This window comes from Lysobacter sp. 22409, assembly GCF_052045105.1.
GTDB classification, from domain to species: domain Bacteria; phylum Pseudomonadota; class Gammaproteobacteria; order Xanthomonadales; family Xanthomonadaceae; genus Lysobacter; species Lysobacter antibioticus_B.
In genome coordinates, this window is sequence record NZ_JBQEOE010000008.1 from 124,915 (window position 1) to 145,176 (window position 20,262).

The 20,262-nt window shown below is 67.9% G+C and carries 18 protein-coding genes; 10 read left to right on the top strand and 8 right to left on the bottom strand.

What is annotated here, in order from left to right:
• The first annotated feature begins 85 nt into the window (after positions 1 to 85).
• Complete coding sequence (locus tag ACTJJK_RS06530) at positions 86 to 871, top strand: polysaccharide deacetylase family protein (RefSeq protein ID WP_440729801.1); 786 nt, start codon at positions 86 to 88, stop codon at positions 869 to 871.
• Positions 872 to 1,011: 140 nt separating this feature from the next.
• Here the strand turns inward: ACTJJK_RS06530 and ACTJJK_RS06535 are convergent, their stop codons facing one another.
• The 3 genes from ACTJJK_RS06535 to ACTJJK_RS06545 form a co-directional block, all read right to left on the bottom strand.
• Positions 1,012 to 1,686, bottom strand: a complete 675-nt coding sequence (locus ACTJJK_RS06535; RefSeq protein ID WP_440729816.1) for a methyltransferase domain-containing protein — start codon at positions 1,684 to 1,686, stop codon at positions 1,012 to 1,014.
• A gap of 168 nt (positions 1,687 to 1,854) precedes the next feature.
• Positions 1,855 to 2,475, bottom strand: coding sequence for an SGNH/GDSL hydrolase family protein (locus ACTJJK_RS06540; RefSeq protein ID WP_440729802.1), 621 nt, complete (start codon positions 2,473 to 2,475; stop codon positions 1,855 to 1,857).
• A 7-nt stretch (positions 2,476 to 2,482) separates the two neighbouring features.
• Positions 2,483 to 3,742, bottom strand: coding sequence for a pyridoxal phosphate-dependent aminotransferase (locus ACTJJK_RS06545; protein ID WP_440729803.1), 1,260 nt, complete (start codon positions 3,740 to 3,742; stop codon positions 2,483 to 2,485).
• 225 nt (positions 3,743 to 3,967) lie between these two features.
• Here ACTJJK_RS06545 and rsgA point away from each other — a divergent pair, with 225 nt between their 5' ends.
• Complete coding sequence (gene rsgA / locus ACTJJK_RS06550) at positions 3,968 to 5,116, top strand: ribosome small subunit-dependent GTPase A (protein WP_440729804.1); 1,149 nt, start codon at positions 3,968 to 3,970, stop codon at positions 5,114 to 5,116.
• 261 nt (positions 5,117 to 5,377) lie between these two features.
• Positions 5,378 to 6,652, top strand: a complete 1,275-nt coding sequence (locus ACTJJK_RS06555) for a flavohemoglobin expression-modulating QEGLA motif protein (protein ID WP_031371008.1) — start codon at positions 5,378 to 5,380, stop codon at positions 6,650 to 6,652.
• A 256-nt stretch (positions 6,653 to 6,908) separates the two neighbouring features.
• On the opposite strand, the gene phbB is transcribed toward ACTJJK_RS06555, so the two are convergent.
• The 3 genes from phbB to ACTJJK_RS06570 form a co-directional block, all read right to left on the bottom strand.
• Positions 6,909 to 7,649 carry an acetoacetyl-CoA reductase gene (gene phbB, locus ACTJJK_RS06560; protein ID WP_223621439.1) on the bottom strand — a complete coding sequence of 247 codons (741 nt, stop codon included), beginning with the start codon at positions 7,647 to 7,649 and terminating at the stop codon, positions 6,909 to 6,911.
• Positions 7,650 to 7,870: 221 nt separating this feature from the next.
• On the bottom strand, positions 7,871 to 9,199 hold the full coding sequence (locus tag ACTJJK_RS06565; RefSeq protein ID WP_440729805.1) for a CitMHS family transporter: 1,329 nt from the start codon (positions 9,197 to 9,199) through the stop codon (positions 7,871 to 7,873).
• Positions 9,200 to 9,306: 107 nt separating this feature from the next.
• Positions 9,307 to 10,491 carry an OprO/OprP family phosphate-selective porin gene (locus tag ACTJJK_RS06570; RefSeq protein ID WP_440729806.1) on the bottom strand — a complete coding sequence of 395 codons (1,185 nt, stop codon included), beginning with the start codon at positions 10,489 to 10,491 and terminating at the stop codon, positions 9,307 to 9,309.
• A 212-nt stretch (positions 10,492 to 10,703) separates the two neighbouring features.
• On the opposite strand from ACTJJK_RS06570, the gene ACTJJK_RS06575 reads away from it, so the two are divergent.
• The 5 genes from ACTJJK_RS06575 (at position 10,704) to ACTJJK_RS06595 (ending at position 16,983) form a co-directional block, all read left to right on the top strand.
• A complete protein-coding gene (locus ACTJJK_RS06575) occupies positions 10,704 to 11,411 on the top strand; it encodes a response regulator (RefSeq protein WP_440729807.1) in 708 nt (235 codons plus the stop codon).
• A complete protein-coding gene (locus tag ACTJJK_RS06580) occupies positions 11,404 to 12,831 on the top strand; it encodes a sensor histidine kinase N-terminal domain-containing protein (RefSeq protein ID WP_440729808.1) in 1,428 nt (475 codons plus the stop codon). Before ACTJJK_RS06575 ends, ACTJJK_RS06580 begins: the two co-directional genes overlap by 8 nt.
• Complete coding sequence (locus ACTJJK_RS06585; RefSeq protein WP_440729809.1) at positions 12,828 to 13,130, top strand: hypothetical protein; 303 nt, start codon at positions 12,828 to 12,830, stop codon at positions 13,128 to 13,130. Before ACTJJK_RS06580 ends, ACTJJK_RS06585 begins: the two co-directional genes overlap by 4 nt.
• A gap of 151 nt (positions 13,131 to 13,281) precedes the next feature.
• A complete protein-coding gene (locus ACTJJK_RS06590) occupies positions 13,282 to 14,442 on the top strand; it encodes an ABC transporter substrate-binding protein (RefSeq protein ID WP_440729810.1) in 1,161 nt (386 codons plus the stop codon).
• A 228-nt stretch (positions 14,443 to 14,670) separates the two neighbouring features.
• The gene (locus ACTJJK_RS06595) at positions 14,671 to 16,983 is read left to right on the top strand and encodes an NADP-dependent malic enzyme (RefSeq protein WP_440729811.1); all 2,313 of its coding nucleotides are present in this window, start codon (positions 14,671 to 14,673) and stop codon (positions 16,981 to 16,983) included.
• A gap of 381 nt (positions 16,984 to 17,364) precedes the next feature.
• Here ACTJJK_RS06595 and ACTJJK_RS06600 read toward each other — a convergent pair whose 3' ends face one another.
• Entirely contained in the window at positions 17,365 to 18,273 is a 909-nt protein-coding gene (locus ACTJJK_RS06600; RefSeq protein ID WP_440729812.1) for a LysR family transcriptional regulator, read from the bottom strand.
• 83 nt (positions 18,274 to 18,356) lie between these two features.
• Between ACTJJK_RS06600 and ACTJJK_RS06605 the strand changes: the two genes are divergently transcribed.
• Entirely contained in the window at positions 18,357 to 18,971 is a 615-nt protein-coding gene (locus ACTJJK_RS06605; protein WP_440729813.1) for a glutathione binding-like protein, read from the top strand.
• Positions 18,968 to 19,312 carry a DMT family transporter gene (locus ACTJJK_RS06610; RefSeq protein WP_036148141.1) on the top strand — a complete coding sequence of 115 codons (345 nt, stop codon included), beginning with the start codon at positions 18,968 to 18,970 and terminating at the stop codon, positions 19,310 to 19,312. Before ACTJJK_RS06605 ends, ACTJJK_RS06610 begins: the two co-directional genes overlap by 4 nt.
• A 296-nt stretch (positions 19,313 to 19,608) precedes the next feature.
• Here ACTJJK_RS06610 and ACTJJK_RS06615 read toward each other — a convergent pair whose 3' ends face one another.
• Complete coding sequence (locus ACTJJK_RS06615) at positions 19,609 to 20,160, bottom strand: REP-associated tyrosine transposase (protein ID WP_440729814.1); 552 nt, start codon at positions 20,158 to 20,160, stop codon at positions 19,609 to 19,611.
• Between the last annotated feature and the right edge of the window lie 102 nt (positions 20,161 to 20,262).

The following is a 20,262-nucleotide window of genomic DNA, read 5'->3' on the forward strand; positions in this document are numbered from 1 at the left end:
CTACGTCGCAAGGTAGGATGCGGCATCCGCCGGCGTCTCGGGCTGCCGCGGAGCCCCTCCCGACCGTCGGAACCGCCCGCTGCGTATGAACGCCATCCTCGTCACCCACCGTCCTCCGCGCCGCCCGGGCGTTTGGTTGTGGCTGTTCCTCGGCTCGCAGCTGCTGATGGTCGCTTTGTGGGCGCGCTACGGATGGACCGTCGGCCTGCCGGCCCTGCTGCTGAGCCACGGGGCGATGGTCTGGGGCACCCTGTGGCCGCGCTCGCGTCTGTTCAGCCCGGTGCTGTCGCGGCTGCCGACCCGCGAACGCGTGATCTGGCTGACCATCGACGACGGCCCCTCCGACGACACCCTGGCCCTGCTCGACCTGCTCGACGAGCACCAGGCCAAGGCCACCTTCTTCGTGGTCGCGCAGCGCGCCGAACGACGCGCCGACTTGCTGCGCGAGATCGTCCGCCGCGGCCACGACCTGGGCAACCACAGCGCCAGCCATCCTTCGGCGCGGTTCTGGATGTTGGGGCCGGCGGCGATGGCCGCCGAGATCGGCGGCGCCCAGGCGCGCTTGCAGGCCTTGATCCCCGGCCTGCGCCTGCGCTGGTTCCGGGCCGTGGTCGGCATGGCCAATCCGTTCACCGCACAACCGTTGAGCGCGCACGGTTTGATCCGGGTGGCGTGGAGCGCGCGCGGCTTCGACGCGGTCGCGGCCGACCCGGCCACGGTGGTGGCGCGGATCGAAAAAGACTTGGCGCCGGGCGCGATCGTGTTGATGCACGAAGGCGCGGGTCACGGGCGCAATGTCGAGACCATGGCGGTGTTGTTGCGGCGTTTGCGCGAGCTGGATTACCGCTGCGTGGTGCCGTCGGTCGAATGAGGGCGGCGCAGGCCGATCGGCCTGCGCTCAGGTCGGCTGGTTCGCGGTCGCGACTCGCGTCGCTCCTACTCCAAAGCCGCGTTCCAAGGGTAGGAGCGGCGCAAGCCGCGACCGCGATCTATCGCGCTACCGCGCAAGCCTCACTCCGCACGCGCCGCCACGATCCGCCAGTTGTTGAACGGCGTGCGCCCGAACAGCGGCGTGAACTCGACTTCGAGCCCGGCCTCGCGCAAACGTGCTCGCAAGGCTTCGCCGTTGGGGTAATAACGCGGCATGGCATTCATCCAGCCCAGCGCGCGAGAGAACAGGTCGACCGCGAGGGTGATGCGCGCGCGGCCGGTGCCGTCGTCGAGGCCGGTGCGGATCACCAGGCGTGCGCCCGGGGTCAGCATCGCGATCATCGCGTCGATCGCCCGTGCCTGCGCCGGGTAGGGAATGAACTGCAACACGTCGAGCATCACCACGCTGCCGCGATGCTGGGGCACTTCGTGAGCGAGGTCGACGGTTTCGAATACGGCCTGATCCAGGCCGACCCGCGCCGCGGCGCGGGTGGCACGGCGGATCTTGGCCGCATCGCTGTCGACGCCGCGGTAGGGCAGGCGGATGCCGTCGGCGAGCAAGGTGTGGGCGAGCAGGCCGAGGCCGCAGCCCAAGTCCAGCAGCGGCGCGCGGGTGCCGCGCAAGGCCGCGCTGACGCCCGGATAGAGCGGATCGCTGCCGAGCTTGGCGCGGCTGTAGTAATAGTCCCAGCGATTGCCGAGCGGATGCTCGGGCAGATAGGCGCGCGCGATGCGGTCCGCCTGTCCGTGGGCCATGGCTTGTACCGCTTCGTTCATTGCTGGGTCCGGACTCCGTGCGCGGCCATGCCGCCGGCGGCAGTTTGGCATTCCAGGGGCGCCGGCGCTCGGCCATCGCCGCACAGCGTCGCAAAGCACATCGTGGGCGGCGAGGCGGCGCGCGCCGATACCGCGACTGCGCCGCGTTCAGCTCGTATGCGTTTGCAGCAGTCGTTGCGCCACCGGCAGGGCCAGCTCGGCCCACTGCGTATACATCGCCGCCGACGGATGCAGGCCGTCCTCGGCGACCATCGCCGCTTCGCTGCCGCGTGCGCGCGAGATCGGGGTGATGTCGACGAAGGCGACGCCGTGCCGCGTGCAGATCTCGCGCGCGGCCTGGTTGAAGACATCGAGCTCGGCGCCGATCGTCGCCGGGCCGCGCTGGTCGCTGGCGCCGAACGGGGTCGCGCCCCAGTCGGGGATCGACAACACCAGCACGCGATCGGCGCGGCCGTGGGCGTAGCGGATCGCGCGTTCGAGCAATTCGCGGAACTCGCCGGCGTACTGCGGCGCGCTGCGGCCGCGGTACTGGTTGTTGACGCCGATCAGCAGGCTGACGAAATCCCACTGTCCCAGCGGTTCGGCCAGGTCCAGCGCGAGCGCGAGCTCGTCGGTGGTCCAGCCGGTGGTCGCGATGATGCGCGGGTCGGCCAGGCCGATGCCGCGCTCGCGCAGTGCGTTCGCCATCTGCAGCGGCCAGCGCCCAGCCTCGGGCACGGCTTCGCCGATGGTGTAGCTGTCGCCGAGTGCGAGATAGGACAGCGCCATGCTTGCTTCAAGCCACCGCGGCGCGTTGGGCCTCGACCTGGGCGCCGCGTTCGGCGTAACGGTCGAGCACGCGTTCGATGCGCTGGAACACCTCGCGCACCTCGGCCGGCTGCGGCAGCAGGGTGACGCGGAAGTGGTTGCGATAGGGCACGTTGAAGCTCGAGCCCGGCACCACCAGCACGTCTTCGGTTTCGAGCAGTTCCAGCGCGAACTTGTGGTCGTCGAAGCCCTGCGCGGCGGCGCCGACCACGGCCGGGAACGCGTACAAGGCGCCGGCCGGGGCGACCAGTTCCAGATGCCGGCTCGCTTCGACCGACTCGATCACCGCGCGGCGCGCTTCGTACAGGCGCCCGCCCGGCTCGCACAGCGGGGTGATGGTGTCTTCGCCGTTGAGCGCGGCTTCGATCGCGAACTGGCCCGGCACGTTGGCGCACAGGCGCAGCGCGCCGAGCAGGTCCATGGCGTGGTGGAAGTCGCCGCTGGCGACCGGGTCGCCCGACAGCACCGCCCAGCCCACGCGCCAGCCGCAGGCGCGGTGCACCTTGGACAGGCCGCCGAAGCTCAGGCAGGGCAGGTCGCCGGCGATCGGCGCGACCGGGGTGAACTGGGCGCCGTCGTAGAGGATCGAGTCGTAGATCTCGTCGCACATCAGCAGCAGCTTATGGCGCGCGGCGATCGCGACGATGCGTTCGATCAGCTCGCGCGGATAGGCCGCGCCGGTCGGGTTATTCGGGTTGATCAGCACGATTGCGCGGGTGCGGCTGGAGATCAGTTGCTCGATCTCGTCCGGGTCGGGCAGGAAGCCGTTCTCGGGCTGGCAGCGGTAATACACCGGACGGCCGTCGTTGAGGATGGTCGCGGCCGACCACAGCGGGTAATCGGGCGAGGGCAGCAGCACTTCGTCGCCGGGATTGAGCAGGGCGCGCAGCGACAGGTCGATCAGCTCGCTGACGCCGTTGCCGACGAACACGCGCTCGGGCGAGGCGTTGGGCGTGCCGCGGCGCTTGTGGAACGCGGCGATGGCTTCGCGCGCGGCCGGCAGGCCCTGCTGATGGGTATAGGGATCGGTGTTGGCGATGTGGTCGGCGATCGCGCGCTGCAGGTGTTCGGGCGCGCGGAAGCCGAAGGCGCCGGGGTTGCCGATGTTGAGCTTGATCTGCTTGCGCCCCTGGGCCTCCAACTCACGGGCTCGCCGGGCCAGTTCACCGCGGATTTCGTAACGGACTTCGGACAGGCGTTCGCGGGTTTTCAGGGGCGGCAATGACATCGGGGCAGGGCTGGGTAGAAGGAGAGACCCCCAGACTAGCTGAATCGGTCCGGCGAATCAGCCGGGGGCGGCGATTCCGGGCGCCCGCGATCTGCGCCGGCGCGCACGGAATGGCCGGGCCGGCGGCCCCGATCCCGGCCGCCGCCGCGTTCGCCGCCGGTCCGGAGGCCTGCGCCGAGGCCGAAACCCGCGTCCGGCCTATGTAGAATCGCGCCATGACCCTCGTTGCCCGCGCCTTTGACTCCTGAACTCGCTGCCTTGCAGGCGATCGGCTGGCCGATCACGGCCGACGAGCCGTTGCCCGCCGACCCCGTCTGGCGCCAGGCGCTGCTCGACCACCCCCAGGCCCGCCCGGCGCGGGTGACCGAACAGCACCGCAGCGGCTACGTCGTGTCCGAAGGGCCCGACAGCGGCTACCGGGTCGAATCCCTGCCCGAATGGCAACGCCCGGCCAATTACAAAAAAGGCTCGGTCGCGCCCGAACAGCGTCCCGGGGTCGGCGATTGGCTGCTGATCGACGGCGACGGCAGCGGCGGCAAGGTCGTCGCCCTGCTGCCGCGCTATAGCGCGATCAAGCGCGGCGCCGCCGGCGAGCATTACAAGCAGCAGCTGATTGCAGCGAACATCGACACGGTATTCATCGTGTGCGGTCTCGACGGGGACTTCAATCCGCGCCGGATCGAGCGCTATCTGCTGCTGGTGCGCGGCGGCGCCGAACCGGTCGTGGTGCTGACCAAGGCCGACGAAGCCATCGCCGCCGACGAGAACGCGGTCGCCGACGCGATCGGCGCCTTGGCCGAACTGGCCGAGGGCGTGGCGATCCGCGCGGTCAACGCGCGCGACCGCGACGGCAGCGTCGCGGCGATGGCGCCGTGGCTGCAGCCGGGCCGCACCGTGGTGCTGGTGGGCTCCTCCGGCGCCGGCAAATCGACCCTGACCAACAGCCTGCTCGGCATCGAGCGCATGAAGACCGGTGCGGTGCGCGAAAGCGATGCGCGCGGCCGCCACACCACCACCCATCGCGCTCTGATCCCGTTGCCGTCGGGCGCCTGCCTGATCGACACCCCGGGCATGCGCGAACTCAAGCCGACCGGCGAGGAAGACGTCGCCGAAAACTTCAGCGATGTCGAAGCCCTGGCCGAGCAGTGCAAGTTCCGCGATTGCACGCACGACCGCGAGCCCGGCTGCGCGGTGCGCGCGGCGATCGAAGGCGGCCGGCTCGCTCCGCAGCGTTTCGCCAGCTACCTGAAACTGCGCGACGAAGTCGCCGGTGCGGCCAATAAGCTGGCCAACCGGCGCGCGCAGAAAGCCGATGTGAAAGCGGTCGGCAAGGCGCCCAACAAGCGGCCGGACGCCAAGCATGGGCGCCGCTGAGCGCCCGGGTTCGGTCGCAGGGCCGAGCGCAGACGGGATGTTTGCGCAGGACGAACAGCAAATCCCCCCTGCCCCCCTTTTGCAAAGGGGGGGACGGCACGGGCTCGTGGATGGTTGCGTCGTAATGGCCAGCCGCGAAAGCTCCAGGCAAGCGACTAACCTCGCCAGATGCCTCCCCCCTTTGCAAAAGGGGGGCAGGGGGGATTTGCTCCTGCTCTTGCCTCTGCTCTCCACCGCGAAACACCCCCAAGGCCTCGCCGCATGAGCCTGCTCAGCCCCAGCCTGCACAGCGAAATCCAGCACCACGCCGCGCTCGATGCGCGCATGGTGCGGGTGGCGCGCGGGATCAAGCTGCTGACCATGGCGAGCTGGCCGTCCGGCCTGGAAGTGCAGTTCCTCGACGACTATGCGCGCGGCGTCGCGCTGCTGCCGGTCATCGAGTACCCGAAGTACGACTTCAGCGAAGCGCGCCGCGAACTCGAAGCCGTCGCCGCCGAAGCCGACCCGGATCATCCGCTCGGCGAGTACCTGATCGAATCGGCGCATTCCTGGGGCATCGCCGCGCAGTTGCTGGAATCGCTGGGCTCGACCGCGGTCACCGCCTACTCGGTGCAGTTGTTCGGCAAGCCCGATGCGGCGCTGCCCGGGCAGGGGCCGAGCACACGCGAGGCCGCCAACCATTTCATCTCGATCGCCAACGAGCTCGACCGCGAGCTGATGTCGCCGGCCGAAACGGTCGAGATCTCCGCGACCGCCCTGAGCCTGCAACTGCAGCGCGACCTCGACGACTACTTCGACGCCCGCGTGATCGAAGTCGTGCTCGACCCGGACCTGATCGCCAAGGCCGCGGCCGGCGCGACCCGCATCCGCTTGCGCAGCGGCGCGGCCTTCAGCGACTACGACCGCCATCAATTACTGCAGCACGAAGCCTTCGTGCATTCGCTGACCGCGCTCAACGGCCGCGAACAACCGGTGTTGCCGAGCCTGGCGCTGTCGTCGCCGCGCACCACCGCAACGCAAGAGGGCTTGGCGACCTTCGCCGAACAGATCACCGGCAGCATCGACATCGGCCGCATGAAGCGCCTGAGCCTGCGCATCGATGCGGTGGCGATGGCGCTCGACGGCGCCGACTTCATCCAGGTGTTCCGTTACTTCATCGACGCCGGCCAATCGCCGGCCGACAGCTTCGCCTCGGCTCAACGCGTGTTCCGCGGCGTGCCGACGAACGGCGGCTCCGCCTTCACCAAGGACGCGGTCTATCTGCGCGGCCTGGTCGGTGTGCACACCTTCTTCCGCTGGGCCTTGCGCCAGCAGAAGCTGCACCTGTGCCGCTGGTTATTCGCCGGCAAGATGACCCTCGGCGACGTGCAGCGCTTCGAGCCCTTGTTCGACAGCGGCGTGCTGGCGCCGCCGCGCTGGATGCCGCCGTGGATCACCCGGGCGAACGGCTTGGCCGGGATGCTGGCGTTCTCGCTGTTCGCCAACCGCATCCGCCTGGACCAGATGGCCGAAGGCGATTTCAGCGAAATCGGTTGATCGCCCTGCTTTAAGGGTGGGAGCGGCGCGAGTCGCGACCAACCGAAGTTACGTACGCGAAGGTCTCGTCCGAAGACCAGGCAATCGGCCGAAACGAGCACAAGCAGGTTGAGATGTCCGGACTCCGGATAAAGCGCTTGCGTACACCGCTGCGGTTGGTCGCGGCTCACGCCGCTCCTACCCAGGGCCTCAAGATAAAAACGACTTCCGGGCCGCGTGGGGGGAGGGGTAACGACGCGGCCGGAAGCCGGAAAACTCAGTTCATGTGCAAGCCGCCGTTGACCGCGTAATCCGCGCCGGTCACGAAAGCTGCGTCGTCCGACGCCAACCACGCGCACAGGCTGGCGACTTCGTCCGGCTTGCCCAGGCGGCGCACCGGCACCGATGCGGCGAGCCGGTCGAGCACGTCCGGCGGAAACGCACTGATGGCGGCGCTGGCCACATAGCCGGGCGACACCGTGTTGACGGTGACGCCGCGCGCGGCGAACTCCTGGGCCAGGGCGCGGGTGAAACCGTGCATCGCCGATTTGGCGGTGGCGTAGTTGACCTGGCCGATCTGGCCCTTCTGCGCGCTGACCGAGGCGATGTTGATGATCCGGCCCCAACCGCGCGCCGACATGCCATCGATGACCTGCTTGGTGATGTTGAACAGGCTGTGCAGGTTGCCGGCCATCACTGCGTTCCAGTCTTCGCGCGTCATCTGCCGGAACAGCACGTCGCGGGTGCCGCCGGCGTTGTTGACCAACACGTCGATCTCGCCGACCTCGGCCTTGACCTTGGCGAACGCGGCCACGGTCGAGTCCCAGTCGGCGGCATTGCCTTCGGAGGCGATGAAGTCGAAACCCAACTCGCGCTGTTCGCGCAGCCAGGCGGCCTTGCGCGGCGAATTGGGGCCGCAGCCGGCGACCACGGTGTGGCCGCCGTGGGCGAGCTTCTGGCAGATCGCGGTGCCGAGGCTGCCCATGCCGCTGGTGACGTAGGCGATGCGGAGTGTCATGGCGCGGTTCCTAGTGATGGACGAACGACGAAGTGGGGCTATGACTTTCTGTAGGAGCGGCGTAAGCCGCGAGCAACCGAAGCGATGGTCGAAAGCGTTCTGTTCGAAGCCAGGACAACCGACGCGACCGATCTAACAGATGGTTGCTCCAGGCTTCGGCCGCTCCGCTCGCGTACATGACTGGGGTGGTTGCGGCTCACGCCGCTCCTGCAAGGGCCGGATCAAGACGCCAGCGGATACAAGGCCAGCGCCAGCGAGGCGAACATCAGCACCAGCGAGATCAACACCGCCCATGTCAGAGTGAAGCGTTGGTGGTCGGCGAAATCGACGTTGGCCATGCCGACCAGCAGATAGGTCGACGGCACCAGCGGGCTCAGCAGATGCACCGGCTGGCCGGCGAGCGAGGCGCGGGCCATCTCGACGGGCGTGATGCCGTAGTGGCCGGCGGCTTCCGACAGGATCGGCAGCACGCCGAAGTAGAACGCGTCGTTAGACATGAAGAAAGTGAACGGCATGCTCGCGATCGCCGTGATCACCGCGAGGTACGGGCCCCAGGCATCGGGAATCACCGCCAGGAAGCTGCGCGACATCGCCTCGACCATGCCGGTGTTGGACAAAATGCCGGTGAAGATGCCGGCGGCGAAGATCAGCGACACCACCGCGAGTACGTTGCCGGCATGGTTGCCGATGCGGCGGCGTTGTTCGGCGAGGTCCGGGTAGTTGATTACCAGGGCGAAAGCGAAGCCGATCATGAACAACACCGGCAGCGGCAGCACGCCGAGCACCAGCGCGGTCATCAGCCCGAGCGTCAGCGCGGCGTTGATCCACAGCAGCTTCGGCCGCTTGGTGTCTTCGCTGTCGGCCAGGGTCGGCAGGTTGTCGCTGGCGGTGTCGAGGTCGGGGTTCCAGTCGGCGGCATGGCCGTCCAGAGTCACGATGCCGAGGCGCTTGCGCTCGCGCAGGCCCAGGTACCAGGCCAGCAGCAGAATGCCGACTAAAGACACCGCCATCGCCGGCACCAGCGGCACGAACACGTCGCTCGGGTCGACATGCAAGGCGGTCGCCGCGCGCGCGGTCGGGCCGCCCCACGGGGTCAGGTTCATCACCCCGCCGGCGAGGATGGTCACGCAGGTCAGGTTGAGCGTGTTCATGCGCAGGCGCTGGAACAACGGCAGCATCGCCGAGACGGTGATCATGTAGGTGGTCGAGCCGTCGCCGTCGAGCGAGATCAGCATCGCCAGCACCGCGGTGCCCACCACGATCTTGACCGGGTCGCCCTTGACCAGCTTGAGGATGCGCTTGACCACCGGGTCGAACAGGCCGGCGTCGATCATCACCCCGAAGTACAGGATCGCGAACATCAGCATCACGCCGGTCGGCGCGATCTTCTTGATGCCCTCGATCATCATCTCGCCGATGTCGTTCCTGAAGCCGCCGACCAGGGCGAACAGGATCGGGATCACGATCAGAGCCACCAGCGGCGACATCCGCTTGCTCATGATCAGATACATGAAAGTCAGGACCATGCCGAAGCCGAGCGCGGTCAACATGAGGGACTCCGTTGGGGCGAGAAGTGAGATGGGAGAAGTGAGGAGTGAGAGAGGGCGAAAGCGGAGTGTTTTTACTCACTCCTCACTCCTCGCTTCTCACTCCTGCTTTAGAAGTCGTACTGAAACCGCCCGGTCAACGCGCGGGTGCGGTCGAGCGTGCGATCGGCCAGACGGTCGCGGTTGCGGCTTTCGATCCAGTCGAGCATGAAGCGCAGGTTCGAGCGCAGATGCCAGTTGACCCCGACGCTCGCCTGTTCCATCGACACGTCGCTGAAGTTGCCGCGGCCAGCGAGGTGCTGCTTGCCGCGGATCGTGTCGTAGCGCAGCGCGACCTGCCAGGCGCCCGTGCTGTGCGCCGGTTTGACCCGGGCGAAGCGGCCGGTCTTGCTGTCGTAGGGCATCGATTCGCCGGTCAGGAACCAGCCGACCAGGCCATAGGCCGAACGGACCTGACCGCGCTGGCTGCCGTCGTCGAAGTTGGCGCCGCCGAGTTCGGACTGCAGGTATAACGGCCCGTGGGCGAGGCCGAACTCGAGCGAGTATTTGTCGACATCGGTGTCGAGCCCGCGATTGAAGTTGATCAAGGTCGCTCGGCTGTTGTCGGACAGATGCCCGGCCGGGCGCGGGGCGATACGCAACGCGTTGGCGCCGTCGCGGCCGGGATGGTCGTAGGCCTCGCGCGCCAGTGACAGCCCCAGGTGCAGGGTGCGTTGCTCGTCGTGCAGCGGCGTCCAGGTGCCGCGTGCGCCGACCGCTTGACCCTTGACCTGCCACACGTCGATGTTTTCCAGGCTATAGACGCTGCCGGCGACGGTGTAGTTCTCGCGCGCGGTGATCCAGGCGGCGCCGAGCCGGTACAGCGGCGCGACCGAGCTGGCGAACATGCTGCGCTCCATGAACACGCCGTAGTTCGAGCTGATGCGGTCGTCGAGGGTGAAGTGCTGCTTGAACTGGCCCAGGGTCAGCTTGCCGGCCTTGAAGTCGCGGGTGACGTAGACGTCCTTGGCTTCGATGCTGTCCTTGGAGAAATCGTCCTGCAGGCCGGCGAAGTCGCCTTCGATCTTGTAGCCCCAGCCGTAGAACTTGCCGGACACGTCGAGCCAGAGCCGACGCACCTCGGTGTCGTCGCCGTTGCGCAGGCCGCGCGCATCGTTGTCGAAATCGGCGAAGTCCCAATGCAGGCGGCCGCCGAGTTCGGCGGTGACCGGGCCGTCTTCGGCCAGGCATGGGGTAGCGAACAGGCACAGCGCGGCGCACGCGGCGGCGTGACGGAAAAGCACCATCGTAGGCATCTGGTTTCCCTATTTTTCTGCCGTTTTTCGACGACAGGCGCGTGTTCGTGCGCTTATAGTTGCTTCGGCCAGGACGGCCAGCCGCAACCCCTCGAGCGCAGGCTAGGCGGGCGAAGCTGTCATTGACCTGTCACTGGACCTGCCATTGGAGCTGTCCCGCCGAGATCGGCCCGGCGGGACCTGACTTCGGCAACTGCAAGGGCCCCCGTTCGATGCGCATTCTGTTAGTCGAGGACAACGCGGATCTCGCCGACGCCATCGTCAGGCGGATGCGTCGCGACGGCCACGCGGTGGACTGGCAGTCCGACGGCATCGCCGCGGCGAGTGTGCTTCGCTACCAGGCCTTCGACCTGATCGTGCTCGACATCGGCCTGCCGCGGCTCAACGGCCTCAGCCTGCTGGCCGGCTTGCGCGAACGCGGCGACACCACCCCGGTGTTGATGCTGACCGCACGCGACGGCATCGAAGACCGGGTCAAGGCGCTCGACGTCGGCGCCGACGACTACCTCGGCAAGCCCTTCGATTTCCGCGAATTCGAAGCGCGCTGCCGGGTGCTGCTGCGGCGCAATCAAGGCCGTGCCGCCGGCGTGATCCAGGTCGGCAGCTTGGCCTTCGACAGCGCCGCGCATCGGGTCACGCTCGACGGCGAGCCGATCGAAGTGCCGAACCGCGAGTTCCGCCTGCTCGAAATCCTGATCGGCAAGCTCGGCCAGGTGGTCAGCAAGGACGAGATCGGCAATGGCCTGTTCGGTTTCGACGACGAGGCCGGGCCGAACGCGATCGAGCTGTACGTCGGCCGCCTGCGCAAGCGTCTTGCCGCCGCGCCCTTGCGCATCCTCACCGTGCGCGGTGTCGGCTATATGCTCGAAGCGGCGGTGCCGGCCGCCGAGCAGACCGGGGCGGAGCCGCTCGATGCTTGAGTCCGCGCGCACGTCGCCGCCGCGGCACGGTTCGATCCGCCGCACCCTGCTGGTTTATCTGGGCGCCTTGTCGTTGATCGGCGCGGTGCTGTTGTTCGTCGCCGCGCGCAGCTACGGCCGCGCCGCCGCCGACCGTTCCTACGATCACCTGTTGATTGCGTCGGCCTTGTCGATCGCCGACAGCGTGGCCCTGGTCGACGGCCAGTGGCAGGTCGATCTGCCGTACGCCGCGCTCGACCTGTTGGCGATGGCGCCCGAAGACCGGGTGTTCTACCGCGTCGCCAGCCGCGAAGGCGCGACCATCACCGGCTACGACGACCTGCCGGTGCCGCCGTCGCCGCCGCGCGACGGCAAGCCGCGGCTGTTCGATGCGCTGTATCGCGGCGAACCCACGCGCTTCGTCGCGGTCTCGCGCTGGGTCGCCGGGCCGGCCACGCAGGGGCAGGCGATCGTCCAGGTCGGCCAGACCCGCATCGCCCGCGAAGCTCTGGCCGACGACGTGGTGCTGCGCGCCATCGTCGCCATCGTGGTGCTGTCGTTCGCGGCCTTGGCCTTAGTCTGGGTTGGTGTGCATCGCGCGTTGCGGCCCCTGCAGAAACTCGAACGCGACCTGTCGCTGCGCGAACCCTCCGACCTCAAGCCGGTCGCCGGCGAGGTGCCGCTGGAACTCGACCAACTGGTCGGCGCCTTGAACCGCTTCATGGCGCGGCTGTCGGCGAGCAACGAGACCCTGCGCGCGTTCATGGCCGACGCCGCGCACCAGATGCGCACGCCGCTGGCGGCCTTGCGCGCCCAGGCCCAGCTCGCCCTCGACGAGGACGACCCGGCCGAGCAGCGCCGTAGCCTGGTCACCATCGAACGCAACGCCAGCCACATGAGCCGTTTGCTCAACCAGTTGCTCAGCGATGCCAGCGCGATCCACCGCTCGCACCTGCAGCAGTTCGAGACCGTCGATCTGGCCGAGTTGCTGCATCAAGCGCTGTACGAATCGATCCCGCAGTCGGCCCCGCGCCCCGACGTGCGCTTGGCCGCGACCCAGGGCCCGGTGCTGGTGCGCGGCGATGCCCTGCTGCTGCGCGAGGCGATCAAAAACCTGATCGACAACGCGCTCAAGCACGGCCAGCCGCGGCCCGGCAGCGAAGGCGGGCCGCTGCAGATCGCCCTGACCGTGGCCGAAGGCGAGGGCGCCTCGACCGCGGTGTTGACCGTGGCCGACCACGGCCCCGGCATCGCCCCGGCCGACGCGCAGACCGTGTTCGAGCGCTTCGCCCGCGGCCACGATGCCGCCGCCGGCGGCGCCGGGCTCGGCCTGGCGATCGTCAAGCGCATCGTCGACAGCCACGGCGGCCGCATCGATCTGTCCAACCGCGTCGGCGGCGGGTTGGTGGTGACGTTGCGACTGCCGAGGAGCATGGTTTGAAAAACGAGTTCAGAAAAGTGAGAAACGAGAAGGTGCGCCCAGATTCGCGCTATGGCGCGGCGTTTTGCCTTTGCCTTTACTCGTTCCTCACTCTTCTCAACTCGTTCCTCGCTCCTGCCGAGGAGAGCGGTTTGAAAAACGAGTGCGGAAAAGTGAGGAGTGAGTGCAGAAAAGTGAGAAACGAGAAGAAGCGTTTCGGCGCTGTGCGCTGCTTTTGCCTTTACTCATTTCTCACTCTTCTCTACTCGTTCTTCGCTCCTGCCGAGGAGCATGGTTTGAAAAACGAGTACGGAAAATGAAAAACGAGTTCAGAAAAGTGAGAAATGAGAGGAAGCGCCATGCCTCGCGCTATAGCGCCGCGCTTTGCTTTTGCCTTTACCCGTTCCCCACTCTTCTCAACTCGTTCCTCGCTCCTGCCGAGGAGCGCGGTTTGAAAAACGAGTACGGAAAATGAGAAGCGAGTACGGAAAAGTGAGAAACGAGAAGAAGCGCCATGCCTCGCGCTATAGCGCCGCGCTTTGCCTTTGCCTTTACTCATTTCTCACTCTTCTCAACTCGTTCCCCGCTCCAGCCCACGCCGCGCCCGGCGACGTGCGCCTGTTCAAGGCGCCGCAGGCCCGCAGCGCGCAACTGCGCATCCACGGCTCGACCGACATCGAGAACTTCGCCGCGGTCATCGCCGATTATCAGCGCCTGCACCCGGGCACCGAGGTCGAGTATTCCGACCTCGTCGCCCAGGACATCTACACCCACCACCTCGCCGCCGGCCGAGGCCGCGTCGCCGACCTGCTGATCAGCAGCGGCATGGACCTGCAGACCAAGCTCGCCAACGATGGCCACGCGCTCGCTCACCGTTCGCCGGCCACGGTCGGCTTGCCGGCATGGTCGCACTGGCGCCACGAAGCCTTCGGCATCAGCTACGAACCCATCGTCATCGTCTACAACAAGCGCCTGCTGCCGGTGGCGCGCGTGCCGCATACGCGCCGGCAGCTGCTCGCGCTGCTGCGCGACCCGGCCGCGCCGCTGGTCGGCCGGGTCGGCACCTACGACGTGGCCCGCAGCAGCGTCGGCTATCTGCTGGCGACCCAGGACCATCAGCTCGGCAGCATGGCCGGCGCCCTGCAGGCCGCGCTCGGCGACAATCGCGTGCGGCTGGAAGAGCGCACCGGCGCCTTGCTCGACCGGGTGACCCGCGGCGAACTCGCCCTGGCCTATAACGTGCTCGGTTCCTACGCCCAGGCCCGCATCGACGCCGGCGCGCCGCTCGGCATCGTCCTGCCCGAGGACTACACCCTGGTCCTGCTGCGCACCGCGCTGATCCCGCGCACCGCGCCGAACGCCGCCGAGGCCGGGCGCTTCCTCGATTACCTGTTGTCGCCGCGCGGCCAGGCCATGCTGGCCCAGCAGGTCGGCCTGCAGCCGATCCGCGCCGCCGACGGCGCGCCGCTGTCGCCGCACGCGCGCGACGGCGCGCGGGTGCGCGCCCTGCGCCCTATCCCGTTGGGGCCGGGCCTGCTGGTGTATCTGGACGCGCTGAAGCGCCGCCAGTTCCTCGAGGCCTGGCGCAGCACGGTCCAGCCCGAGCGCAAGGCGGCCGCCGATGCGCCCTGATCCCCTGCGCTTCGGCCCGGTCCGCCCATACGCCGGCGTCGGTTCGGTGGCGCGGCCGATCGCCGCGGCCGGCCCGCGCCGGGTTCGGCAAAGCGCCCGCGCTGCGCTGCGGGTACAACTCCAAAGTACTAAGGCTTTCGCCACCGCGGTCGCGCGAATCCGCGTCGGCGATCCTTTAGACTGCAAGTCCACCTTTCCTCGCGCCCTTGCCACGGCAGCCATTCCCTGATGTCCGACAACGATCTGAAAACCGCTGCGCTCGACTACCACCGCCTCAGCCCGCCGGGCAAGATCAAGGTCACCGCGACCAAGCCGATGGTGACCCAGCGCGACCTCGCCCTGGCCTATTCGCCGGGCGTGGCCTACGCCTGCGAGGCCATCGTCGAAGATCCCAACGCCGCCAGCGAGCTCACCGCCCGCGGCAACCTGGTCGCGGTCATCAGCAACGGCACCGCCGTGCTCGGCCTGGGCGACATCGGCCCGCTGGCCGGCAAGCCGGTCATGGAAGGCAAGGGCGTGCTGTTCCAGAAGTTCGCCGGCATCGACGTGTTCGACATCGAAATCGACGAGCGCGACCCCGACAAGCTGGTCGACATCATCGCCTCGCTGGAACCGACCTTCGGCGGCATCAACCTCGAAGACATCAAGGCCCCGGAGTGCTTCATCGTCGAGCGCAAGCTGCGCGAGCGCATGAAGATCCCGGTGTTCCACGACGACCAGCACGGCACCGCGATCATCGTCGGCGCCGCGGTGTTCAACGCGCTGGAAGTGGTCGGCAAGAAGATCGAAGACGTCAAGCTCGCCACCAGCGGCGCCGGCGCGGCCGGCATCGCCTGCCTCGACATGCTGGTCGCCCTGGGCATGAAGCCGGAGAACATCCTCGCGGTCGACCGCGACGGCGTGCTCTACACCGGCCGTCCCAATCTCGACCCGGACAAGGCCCGCTACGCCCGCGACACCGACAAGCGCACCCTGGCCGACATCGTCGCCGGCGCCGACGTGTTCCTCGGCCTGTCGGCCGGCGGCGTGCTCAAGGCCGAGATGGTCGCGACCATGGCCGCCAAGCCGATCATCCTGGCGCTGGCCAATCCGTATCCGGAAATCCTGCCCGAAGACGCCAAGGCCGTGCGTCCGGACTGCATCATCGCGACCGGCCGTTCGGATTATCCGAATCAGGTCAACAACGCGCTGTGCTTCCCGTACATCTTCCGCGGCGCGCTCGACGTCGGCGCGACCGTCATCAACGAAGAAATGAAGCTGGCCTGCGTGCGCGCGATCGCCCAATTGGCGCGCATGGAATCGTCCGACCTCGGCAGCGCCTACGGCGGCGACGTGCCGACCTTCGGCGCCGAATACCTGATCCCGCGCCCGTTCGACCCGCGCCTGCTGGTCATGCTGGCCCCGGCCGTGGCCAAGGCGGCGATGGACTCCGGCGTCGCCGCGCGTCCGATCGTCGACATGGACGAGTACGAGGAACGGCTCAGCCAATACATCTACCGCACCGGCCTGCTGATGAAGCCGGTTTACGACCGCGCCCGCGCCGACCGTAAGCGCGTGGTCTACGCCGAAGGCGAGGAAGAGACCGTGTTGCGCGCGGTGCAGACGGTGATCGACGAAGAGCTGGCGTTGCCGATCCTGATCGGCCGCCCCGACGTCATCGAAACCCGCATCCAGCGCCTCGGCCTGCGCATGCGCGAAGGCGTGGATTTCGAGTTGACCAACATCAACGACGACCCGCGCTTCAACGATTACTGGCAGCAGTACCACGCCCTGACCGAGCGCCGCGGCGTCAGCCCGGCGGCGGCGAAGAACCTGCTGCGTTCGCGCCCCACCTTGATCGCTGCCCTCATGGTCGAGCGTGGAGAGGCTGATGCAATGATCTCTGGGTTGGTCGGCCGCTTCCACAAGAAGCTCGGCTACATGCGCAGCATCTTCGACTTCGACCCGGGCGTGTCGGGCACCTCGGCGATGACCGGCGTGATCAACGACCAGGGCGCTTGGTTCTTCCTCGACACCCACGTCCAGGTCGACCCGACCGCCGAGCAGATCGCCGAAGCGACCCTGCAGGCGACCTACCGCCTCAAGCTGTTCGGCATCGAGCCGAAGGTCGCGTTGCTGTCGCACTCCAACTACGGCAGCCACGACAACCCGTCGGCGGCGAAGATGCGCAAGGTCCGCCAGATCATCAAGCAGCGCCAGCCCAAGCTCGAGATGGACGGCGAAATGCAGGCCGACACGGCTTGGGACGACGCACTGCGCAAGCGCATTTTCCCGAACGCGACCCTGCACGGCCGCGCCAACCTGTTCGTGCTGCCGAACCTGGATGCCGCCAACATCACCTACAACATGGTGCGGGTGATGACCGACGGCGTGGCCATCGGCCCGATCCTGATGGGCCTGGACAAGCCGGCGCACATCCTGACCCCGGCCTCGACCCCGCGCCGCGTCGTCAACATGACCGCGATCGCTGCCGTCGACGCCCAGATCCGCGCCTCGCGCGAATCCGAGCGCAAGGGCCTCGGCGAAGTCGGCGGCACCTGAGCCGCTGATTCACGGCAATAGCCGGCTGCGTCGATGACGCAGCCGGCGTGGCGACATCGCGGTTTGCGTTGTCGTTGCGACGTCGCGGTCGCGACTCACGTCGCTCCTACAGGGGGAGCAACGCCGCGCCCGTCGCGCAACAAATTCCCCACGCATCCTCATGCCGTTCCCCCCTATGGAAAAGGGGAGCGGGGTGGATTTGCTTCAGCGCTCCGTTTGCGTCGCCGATTGATTTGTGCGGTCGCGGCGCGACAATGCATTCCCACGCATCACGGTTACATCCCTGCGTTCCTGTATCGTGCACCCAACCCGATTACACCGCAACAAAGCCCCTCTCCCGTGAACGGAAGAGGGGTGAGGGCCGAGCGCCGATCAACCGCATCAACCCAACTCCACCTCGCCCGGCAACCACTTCAACGCAAACTCCCGCAACAACTTCACCTTCGCCGACCGCCGCAAATCCGGATGCGTCGCGAACCACAAATCCGCGCGCACCTGCGGCAACGGCGCCGAAATCCGCCGCACACCCGGCGACGCATCGGCCAGATAACACGGCAACAGCGCCCGCCCCAATCCGGCCTCGCAGGCCGCCAACGCTGCCGGCAAGGTATTGACCCGCATCGCGATGCGTTCGGCCGGCACCCGATCGCTCAACCACTGCGCCGACGACAGATGCGCCAGGCTCTCATCGAGCGCGACCCAATCGCCCTGCGCCAGCGCCGTTTCGTCGAGCGTCGTCTTGCCACGGCCACCGCCACGCCCGCTGCCGCGCCCGGCCGCCTCATAGGCCGCGATCGAAATCGCCGCGACCTTGCGCGAGGACAAACCTTCCGGCGGCAACACGCTCGCCCGCAGCGCCACATCGGCATCCTGCTGCTGCAGGGTCAAGAACGCATTGGCCACGACCAGATCGCAGCGCAGCCCCGGTTGCTCAGCCCGAAACGCCGCGCACATGCGCGCCGCCACCGGCGCCAGGGTGTCCGGCAGAGTGATGCGAATGCGCCCCTCGGTACGCGCATCGCGCCCAGCGAGCTCGCGCTGCAAGCGCTCGGTCTCGGCGAGTACGCGCTGCGCGCTGGCGATGGTCAACTCGCCGGCATCGGTCGGCGTATAGCCGCGGCGGCTGCGCCGGAACAGCGCCGCGCCGACCCGCGCCTCGACTGCGGCCAGGCGCCGGAACGCACTCGAATGGTCCAGCGCCAAGGCCTTGGCCGCGCCGGTCAGGCTGCCGTGCGCGCCGATCGCGCGCACCAGTTCCAGGTCGTCCAGGCTCAATCGTTCGTGTCGCATGTGCAAGCAATCCTTGTCGGTTCGCCGTGTTGGCGCGGCGTCGGGGTGCGCGGAAAGTATCGGCTTCCCGACTGGAGTACGCCATGAAGCTCTACTACACCCCCAGCACCTGCTCGTTCGCCCCGCACATCGTCATCCGCGAACTCGGCCTCGACGCCGAACTGCGCCGCGTGCGCCTCGGCGCCGAACCCCTGGTCGTCGCCGAAGGCCGCGACTTCCGCGAACTCAACCCGCTCGGCTACGTGCCGCTGCTTGAGCTCGACGACGGCCGCGTGTTGACCGAAGGCGTGGCGATGCTGCTGCACCTGGCCGATCTGAAACCCGAAGCCGGCCTCGCCCCCGCGGCGGGCACGCCCGAGCGCGACGAACTGCACCGCTGGTTGAACTTCATCAGCTCGGAACTGCACAAGACCTTCAGCCCCTGGCTGTTCCACCCCGAATACGGCGAACAAGCCGCCAACGTCGCACGCGAACGCCTGGCCAAGCGCCTGGCCGTGGTCGAGCGCCACCTCGCCGACCGCGACTACCTGCTCGGCGACCGTTTCAGCGTCGCTGATGCCTACTTGTTCACCATCGCCGACTGGACCCGCCCGCTGAAGATCGCGCTCGACCCGTACCCCGCCTTGGCCGCCTACCTCGAGCGCGTGCGCGCCCGCGACAGCGTCGCCGAAGCCTTGCGTCGCGAGAAAGCGCCATGATCGCAGAAGCCATCAAACCCTCCATGGCCTGGACCATGCTCATCGCCGCCGGCCTGATCGACGTGGCCTGGGCGCTGACGATGAAGCTGTCGCAGGGCTACACCAAGCCCGGCTGGACCGCGGTCTCGATCGTGGCCCTGATCGCCTTCGTCTGGCTGCTCGGCCGTGCCCTGACCGCCTTGCCTGTCGGTAGCGCTTATGCCGTATGGACCGGCATCGGCGCCGCCGGCACCGTGCTGATCGGCTCGATCCTGTTCGGCGAATCCATCACCCCGTTGCGCCTGGGCGGCGTCGCCCTGATCGTCGCCGGCATCGTGGTGTTGCGTAGTGCGCCGGGGTAAGGCGCTTGGATGATCTATTGATGCTGAAGTTTGCGCAGTAGGCGAAGCATGGTGGTCGCGGCTCGCGCCGCTCCTACCCAAAAGCGACGCAGCNCCGCGACCGCGAACCCACAACCGCCGCGACCCGATGAGAAACCTGCATTCCTTCAGCTCACAACGGCTTCTAGGGTAGGAGCGGCGCCCCACAGGGATTTCCTTTGGTCACAAGCCGCGACCGCGAATCCGCAACGACCGCGACCCGATCAGAAAACCCGCGCCCAGCCACCGCAACCAGGTTCCGGCAAATCAAACGAACCTCAGAGACCGCCTTCCAGCCAGAGATCCCGAGATTCGGCGCCTGCACCGGCACCGGCCACCGATCCCCCGGCCCAAACCGCGCCCCAATGCGGATACTCCCGCACATCGCGCACCAACCCGGCCCGCACCGGATTCATCACCACATACCGCGCCGCGTCGATCAACGACTCTTCCCGCCGTAAGGCATGGTCGTGGTAAGCCTGCGCCCACACCGCATCCAATACCGGTTGCCCGTGCATCGCCGCGCGCACCCGTCGCGATGCGCAACACTTCAGCTGGCGAACCAGGGCCGGCAGCGAATCCCGCGGCCCCAGCTCGACCAGCCCATGCCAGTGGTCCGGCATCAACACCCAGGCCAACAGCTCCGAGCGCTCCCACGAACGCCGATCCAGCAACGCCGCGATCGCGCACCGCGCCAGCTCGGCGTCGGCGAACAAAGCACGCCGCTGCGCGGTCGTGAACGTGACCAGATAGACGTGATGCGCTTCCGACACCCGGCCCCGCCGCAGCGCGGCGTGACCGGGGGCTTTCGGAAGCGATTGATCGAGCATGCGGTTAGGTTCGCCCCGCGCCGCAAGCGGGCCCATCGGGAAACGAACACGCCGCGTGTCGGGTTTCGTCCCGCCCCCGTGTCGCGGCCCGCGCCGTAAAGG